This window comes from Tangfeifania sp. (genome assembly GCF_055108615.1).
The window spans coordinates 37,818-45,526 of record NZ_JBSQIC010000023.1 but is presented as its reverse complement, the minus strand read 5'-3'; the positions used below and the strand labels follow the sequence as shown (position 1 = coordinate 45,526).

4 protein-coding genes and 1 pseudogene are annotated in these 7,709 nt (G+C 43.2%); all 5 read left to right on the top strand.

The genetic code is table 11. The features are described from left to right. Positions 1 to 683, top strand: a pseudogene (locus tag ACTCNA_RS07380) (SusC/RagA family TonB-linked outer membrane protein); the annotation flags it as partial. A gap of 9 nt (positions 684 to 692) precedes the next feature. Further along, positions 693 to 2,645 (top strand): SusC/RagA family TonB-linked outer membrane protein, encoded by a 1,953-nt coding sequence (locus ACTCNA_RS07375; protein WP_462947261.1) that lies wholly within the window; start codon positions 693 to 695, stop codon positions 2,643 to 2,645. A gap of 18 nt (positions 2,646 to 2,663) precedes the next feature. Beyond that, positions 2,664 to 4,373: a RagB/SusD family nutrient uptake outer membrane protein gene (locus ACTCNA_RS07370; RefSeq protein ID WP_462947260.1), complete on the top strand. Its 1,710-nt coding sequence runs from the start codon at positions 2,664 to 2,666 to the stop codon at positions 4,371 to 4,373. A gap of 28 nt (positions 4,374 to 4,401) precedes the next feature. Further along, positions 4,402 to 5,190: a hypothetical protein gene (locus ACTCNA_RS07365; RefSeq protein ID WP_462947259.1), complete on the top strand. Its 789-nt coding sequence runs from the start codon at positions 4,402 to 4,404 to the stop codon at positions 5,188 to 5,190. Positions 5,191 to 5,463: 273 nt separating this feature from the next. After that, positions 5,464 to 7,704 (top strand): glycoside hydrolase family 3 N-terminal domain-containing protein, encoded by a 2,241-nt coding sequence (locus tag ACTCNA_RS07360; protein WP_462947258.1) that lies wholly within the window; start codon positions 5,464 to 5,466, stop codon positions 7,702 to 7,704. The last annotated feature ends 5 nt before the right edge of the window (positions 7,705 to 7,709 follow it).

The following is a 7,709-nucleotide window of genomic DNA, read 5'->3' as shown; positions in this document are numbered from 1 at the left end:
TGAATCCTAACGATATTGAATCTGTGACTGTGTTAAAAGACGCAGCGGCAGCTTCAATTTATGGTTCGAGGGCAGCCAATGGTGTAGTTCTTGTTACTACTGTTAAGGGTAGCCAGGATAGTCCGCCTCAAATTACCTACGATGCCTACTTCGGAGCTCAAAATATATACAAAAACCTGGATCCGTTAAACGCCCAGGAATATATGTACATAATGGATGAAGGTAGAGTGAATGATGGCCTTGAACCATTTAACTGGGAAACAAAAATCAAGAACAACTATTGGTTAAATAATAATTTTCCTGGTGAATTAGGTACTCAATTGGGAGAAGAAGTTTGGAACAAGTTGCAAAATGGTTGGGAAGGCACCAACTGGATTAATGAGATGACTCAGGATAATGCTCCGGTTCAAAGCCATTCTGTTAATATCACTGGCGGAAGTAAAGATATAACCTATTCGTTGGGTGTTTCTTACTTAGATCAAAAAAGTATTATTGGGGGTGATATAATTGATGCAGGTTATAAAAGGCTAACAGCACGAATGAATACGCAAATGGTGTTAAAAAAGAACCCGGAGCACAATATCCTTACCGTAGGTGAAAACATTACTTATACAAACACCGAAAACAGAAGTGCAAGAACAGGGAATATTTATTGGAATGACTTGCACAATGCATTAGTTTAACATCCACTAATGCCTGCTTACTGGCAACCAGCCATTGAAAATAATGTAAATAAGTTTGGATTTACACCAACAATGGACGGCATCAATCAGGGAACAAATCCGATTGCATCAATGTATTATGCAACTAATTACAACTATGGAAAAGGAAATCAGATTGTTGGTAACTTCTTTGCAGAATTGGAACCAATTAAGGATTTAAAATTGCGTTCATCCTACGGTATCGATGCCTGGTTTGGACACAGCAGATCCATGAATCCTACCTATACATTAGGTTCGCTTTACAGGGACGATACAGATGGAGCACAGCAAAGCCAGTATTTTGGTAACAACTGGACCTGGTCAACCACACTCTCGTACGACTATCGGCTTAACGACCACAGTATTAACGCCCTTGTTGGTTACGAGTTACTTCAGAATCAGATCAACACAGAAGTAGGTGGCTCACGAACAAATTTGTTGTTCCCGGGTGATCCACGCTACGCTTATATTAACAATACGAAAAGCCCTGAATCCATCAGCGATATCAACACCTGGGGTGCCGATTGGGCCGCCGGTGGCGGTGGTTTAATGTCGTACATTGCCAGGGCACAATACAACTACCTGGAAAAATACCTGCTTGCAGTAACTATGCGCGCAGATGGTTCTTCCAACTTCGCAGAAGGGCACAGATGGGGTTATTTCCCTTCGGTTTCTGCCGGTTGGGTAATTACCAGTGAAGATTTTATGGGTAGTGTAACAGATATTGTTGATTTCGCAAAATTGAGAGCCAGTTGGGGACAGAATGGTAACCAATCCATCCCTAATTTTATTTACTCATCGCAAATCGCCTACGTATTTCCGGGTTACTTCTTTGGCGATACAAAACCGGTATCAGGTACAACTGCCTACCCAGAAAGAGTACCTAATCCGGATGTTACATGGGAAACATCGGAACAGCTAAACATCGGGTTGGATGCACGAATGCTGGATTCACGATTGGGAGTTACTTTAGACTGGTATCAAAAAACTACCAAAGACTGGCTGCTTGAAGCTCCTGTTCTGGGAACTTCTGGCGCAGGTGCTCCATATATCAACGGCGGTGATATTGAAAACACTGGTTTTGAAGTAATGTTGAACTGGAACGACAGAGTGAGCGATTTCAGTTATGGTGTTACCCTAAGCGGAGCCCATAATAAAAACGAAGTTACCAGAATTGCAAATACCGATGGAATCATTCACGGTCCTTCGCATGTTTTATCGCAAGGTACCTCTGAAGTTTCAAGAGTTGAGGTTGGCAAACCAATCGGTTTCTTCTGGGGATATAAAACTGATGGCATATTGCAAAACCAGGATGAGGTAGATGCTTATGTAAATGCCGATGGAAATCCGTATTTTAATGACCAGCGCCCGGGCGATGTTCGTTTTGTTGACACAAATAGAGACGGAACTATAGACGTAAATGATAAAGTGATGCTGGGTAATCCAAATCCCGATTTCGAATTGGGTGCTCAAATAAATCTTGAGTATAAGGGTGTTTATTTAAATACAACCCTTACCGGAAAATTTGGTATGCAGGTTATGCAATCATACAGGTCGTTTGCTGACCAGTTTACACAAAACTATACTTCAGATGTTTTTAACAGATGGCACGGTGAAGGTACTTCTACCAAAATGCCACGCCTGACATACGGATCAAATAGAAACCAGCAATACATTTCTGATATTTACATGCACGATGCAGATTATGTAAGAGTAAGCAATTTTACGGTTGGTTATGATTTCAGCAATATGCTTTCAGGCTTCAGAGCCATCTCAAACCTCAAAGTATATGCTGCCGTTAACAACTTATATACGTTTACGAAATATGACGGCATGGATCCGGAAGTACGTTTTGGACATGATGCCAGTTGGGCATCAGGAATTGACCTTGGGTTATATCCGCTTCCAAGAACAGTGATGGCTGGATTAAGTCTTACCTTTTAATATTTAAAATATAAAATGATGAAAAAACTAATATATATTACATTTTTTGCAGGATTGGTTCTTGCATCAGGCTGTAGCCAGGATTTACTGGATACAGATAATTTGTATGGAAAAAGTCTGGAGACTTTTTATAGTAGGCCGCAAGACATAGAGGAAGCCATGGCTGGTGTGTATAATGCAATTTATACTCCGAATGTGCACAGTAACGAGGCCATTGCTGCTAATTTAATGTCAGATATGATGCTGGGAGGCGGTGGCCCCGATGATAAGTCGGCTAAATGGGTGGATAATTTTGAAGACCCTGCCGAAGATACTTATCGCGATTTATGGGTACAATCCTATAACGGAATAGTAAGAGCAACAGGGATTATCGAAAATACAGCTGAAGCTGATTTCACCAGTTTTTTTAGCAGTCCTGAAGAAGCTCAGGCCTTTAAAGATCAGGCAATTGGTGAAGCACTGTTTATGAGGGCTTACTACTATTTCAGATTAGGGAAATTTTTTGGAGGTGTACCAATGATTGTTGCACTTGACGATCCGAGGGATGCACCCCGATCTACTTTTACTGAAACCTTTGCACAAATTGCTTCCGATTTGAAACTCGCAATCGAAACCATGCCGGCAACCGCTTTCCCTGACATCCCAGAAGCGCGATATGGGCATGCCAACAAATGGGTTGCACAAGCCTATCTGGCAAGAGTTTACTTGTATTACACCGGTTATATGACCAACATGGAAGGTCAGTCAACCAGTGAATTGCCGTTGGTAGAGGGTGGTTCCATGTCATCTTCAGATGTTCTGGCACAACTGGAAGACATTATGAATAACAGTGGATATGAATTGGCAAGTGATTTCAGAAACCTGTGGCCCTATTCTTATTTGAATACAGCTGCCGGCAGAACAGTTCTGCCCTGGGCCGAGGAAGAAGGTTTGGCATGGGTTGGTCAGGATGGCCACTCTCCTACCTTTGGAACCGGAAACTATGAAACCATGTTTGCTCAACGTTTCTCTTTCGGAGATTGGGGTTGGACAAATGGGAACATTTACACCAATCGAATTTCTTTATTCAATGCTCTTCGTGGTAACTCATTGGTACCTTTCGGAGAAGGATGGGGTTGGTGTACGATAAATCCAAAGTTATTCACTCAGTGGAATGACGAAGATCCAAGGAAATTGGGTTCAATTCTCCAGGTTGGCGAGGCCGCTCAAGGCACCGATGAATATGTGGGAGATAAAGGTGATCACGAAACCGGACTCTTTAACAAAAAATACACTGCTTTACAGTATGCCGACGAGGCTGGTACCGTAAAAGGATTGTTTATACAATTGTACAATTGGGGTAATACCGATATGCAGTTGATGCACGCACAGGATTTTATTCTGATGCGATATGCCGATGTATTGTTGATGCACTCGGAAATCAGCGGTACAGCAGATGGAATGAATCAAGTTAGAGAAAGGGCCGGCTTAGAGCCTGTTGCTTATTCGTTAGAAGCGCTTAAACAGGAAAGATTGCATGAATTCGCTTTTGAAGGGTTACGTTGGTTCGACCTGGTTCGCTGGGGAGATGTAAATAACGCATTTGATTATACTATTGACGTACGGAATTCAGGTTCTGAAGCAAAGTATAGTGTTACTTACAGACCGGAAACCAAAGGCCGGGTTCCAATTCCTGAAACTGAAATGAGATTGTCAAATGGGGTTTACGAACAAAATCCTGGATGGTAATAAGATTTAATTTTAATATTGAAACGATATGAAAAGAAATAATATAATATACGGTCTTTTTATTGGATTGATGATGCTGATGGTATCGTGCGATTCAATCGTAGACGAAAAACACCTGGAGAACAGCACAACTGTTGAAAGTGTTGAACTGGTTGCAACCCAGAACGAAAACAATGGTAACCTCATTGAATTGAGCATGAACACACCCGGAGTAACAGGTTACTGGGACTACAACCTGGGTCAAGCCCTTACAAACAGAGTAGAAATTGTTTACCCTATCCCAGGGACATCAACCTTCACTTTTGTGGGAACCCTGGGAGCAGAATTTTTTGAGAAAACCATTGATGTACAGGTCGATGTACTGGACACACCACTCGAGCAGGACTGGTACGACCTGGTTTCGGAAAACACTTCCGAAGGTAAAGAATGGGAATTTGCAGGCGATGGTGGCGACGATGGCATATGGTGGTTCATGTCCGCCCCGGACAATCCATGGGCAGTTTGGTGGAATGCAGGTGGAACCTGCTGCCCTCCGGAAGATGTTGACGGAAAAATCGCATTCGACCTCGATGGAGCTGCAAATTATACACGCTATTCTGGCCCGGATGCAGAAGGTGAAACCGGATCATTTGTTCTGGATGTTGAAAATCAGACACTCACTATTAGCGGAGCCCGCCTTTTGGGAGGAACTGATGATTATCGTAATCCTGATGGCGTGTACCAGATCGTTTCACTTACTGAAGACGAAATGGTACTTTTTACACCAAATAACGCTGGAGGTACAGGCTGGACCTGGGTTTTCAGACCAGTAGAATAGTATTTGGAGAAAAAAAATGGTGAATGGTTTATCCTGAATAATGCAGAAAACCATTCACTGTTCATAGTTTAGTTTAGTTCAAAAAAGGGTGTTCAAAAAGTTGCCGTTTACCGGCAGTTATTTAGTGGGATAAAATCAGCGTTAAAATTGCGCTGTTGAGAATAGCACCGGATTATTTTCGGCGAAATTCTGATGACAACTAAATCAGCTTTTTGAGCCCCCTTTGTTTTTTTACCAAATCGCTCATTAATTAAAATACTGAAATTAAGATAAATGCAGAATTTATTCATAGCGGTATTCTTTATTTTTCTCCTGGCAGCTGGTTGCGCAGACACAAAAACGGGTCAGAATTCTGATGAACAGGAAATCATTAAATTTCTGGGTGAAATGACCCTCGATGAAAAAATTGGCCAGATGTTTCAGGCATCCGATGGTTTTTATTCCAGTGAAGAAGAACTGAAAAAAGCTGTCAGGGAGGGACGGGTTGGTTCGTTTTTAAACATTCAGGGCGCTGAAAAGGTGGCCGAAATACAGCGCATTGCCAAAGAAGAAAGCCGGCTTGGCATTCCGTTGCTTTTTGGGCGCGATGTCATTCACGGTTACCGCACCATTTTCCCCATTCCGCTGGGAATGGCTTCTTCATGGGATACCACCCTGGTTAAGCAAGCCATGCGCATTTCTGCGGTTGAAGCGGCTTCCATGGGTATTAACTGGACTTTTGCCCCCATGATTGATATCACCTGGGATCCGCGCTGGGGCAGGATTGCAGAAACTACCGGCGAAGATCCGTTTCTTACTTCTCAGTTTGCCAAAGCAATGGTGGAAGGAATACAGGGAGATTTAAACAGTCCGTCGGCAGTTGCCGCTTGCGCCAAACATTTTGTGGGGTACGGCATGTCGGAGGCCGGAAGGGATTACAACACCACCTACATTCCGGAACCACTTTTGCGGAATGTTCATTTAAAACCATTCAAAGCTGCCCAAAACGCCGGGGCGCTGACTTTTATGTCGGCCTTCAACGATTTAAACGGGGTGCCCACTTCTGGCAATGAATTTACGCTGAAAACCATTTTGCGCGATGAGTGGAATTACAAGGGAATGGTGGTTAGTGACTGGGCTTCCATTGAAGAAATGATTTCTCATGGCTACGCTACCGACAAAAAACACGCCGCTGAAATTGCGGTAAAGGCCGGTGTCGATATGGAAATGGCAACCACGGCTTATATTGAAAACCTGAAAAAACTGGTTGAAGAAGGGAAAATCAGTGAAGAGCTGATAAATGAGCGGGTGGCAAATATTTTACGTGTAAAATTTAAACTGGGCCTTTTTGATAAACCTGTTGAAAATACTGCATTGAGCAGCGATACCATTTTAGCAGGTTCGCACCTGGCACATGCACGCGAACTGGCACGCAACAGCATGGTTTTGCTGAAAAACAGCAACCACATACTGCCGCTTTCGAAAGAAATCCGTTCGCTGGCAGTTATCGGCCCGCTGGCTGATGCCCCGCACGACCAAATGGGAACCTGGGTGTTCGACGGGAACGAAGAAGATTCTGAAACACCAAAAACTACCTTTCAGAATTTATTGGGGAACAAATTGCATTATGCTGCCGGACTGGAATACAGCCGCGACAAATCCCAAAAAGGTTTTGCGGCCGCGCTGGCTGCCGCAAAAAGTTCAGAAGCTATCCTCTTTTTTGCAGGCGAAGAAGCGATTCTTTCCGGTGAAGCCAACTCCAGGGGAATCATTGATTTGCCCGGCATTCAAACGGAGTTAATCCGGGAGTTAAAGAAGACCGGAAAACCGCTGATCCTTATTGTTATGGCTGGCAGACCACTGGCTATTCAGCAGGAATTGGAAATGGCCGATGCCGTTTTGTACGCCTGGCACCCGGGAACAATGGCCGGGCCTGCCATTGCCGACCTGGTTTTTGGCGATTATTCTCCAACAGGTAAACTTCCGGTTACGTTTGTAAAAGGAGCAGGTCAAATTCCACTTTATTATTACCACAAAAACACCGGCAGGCCGGCATCAAAATCAGATGTAATTCATATTGACGATATTCCGAGAAATTCCAAACAATTATCGCTTGGATTTAAATCCATGCATTTGGATTACGGCATTGAGCCTTTGTTTCCGTTCGGATTTGGTTTGTCGTACACCAAATTTCAGTATTCCAATTTAAATCTTTCAAATAAGGTTTTAAATTCAAACAGTACCATTTCTGTTGCGGCCAACATACAAAATATTGGTAATTTTGAAACCGACGAAATCGTGCAATTGTATATTCGCGACAGGGTGGGAAGCATTACACGACCGGTAAAAGAGCTGAAAGGATTCAAAAAAATCCGGTTAACGCCGGGCGAAACCAAAAACGTTCAGTTTGAAATTGCCCCCGCCGATTTGGAATTTTTTAATGGCGAAGAGTTTGTGACTGAACCGGGCGATTTCAATGTATGGATTGGGCCCAATTCTGTGGATGGATTAAAAGGTGAATTTGCCTTTGAGTAACCAGG

Coding starts and splice junctions, on each gene's coding strand:
- ACTCNA_RS07365 (WP_462947259.1), top strand. CDS start 4,402: ATGAAAAGAAATAATATAATATACGGTCTTTTTATTGGATTGATGATG.
- ACTCNA_RS07360 (WP_462947258.1), top strand. CDS start 5,464: ATGCAGAATTTATTCATAGCGGTATTCTTTATTTTTCTCCTGGCAGCT.
- ACTCNA_RS07375 (WP_462947261.1), top strand. CDS start 693: ATGCCTGCTTACTGGCAACCAGCCATTGAAAATAATGTAAATAAGTTT.
- ACTCNA_RS07370 (WP_462947260.1), top strand. CDS start 2,664: ATGAAAAAACTAATATATATTACATTTTTTGCAGGATTGGTTCTTGCA.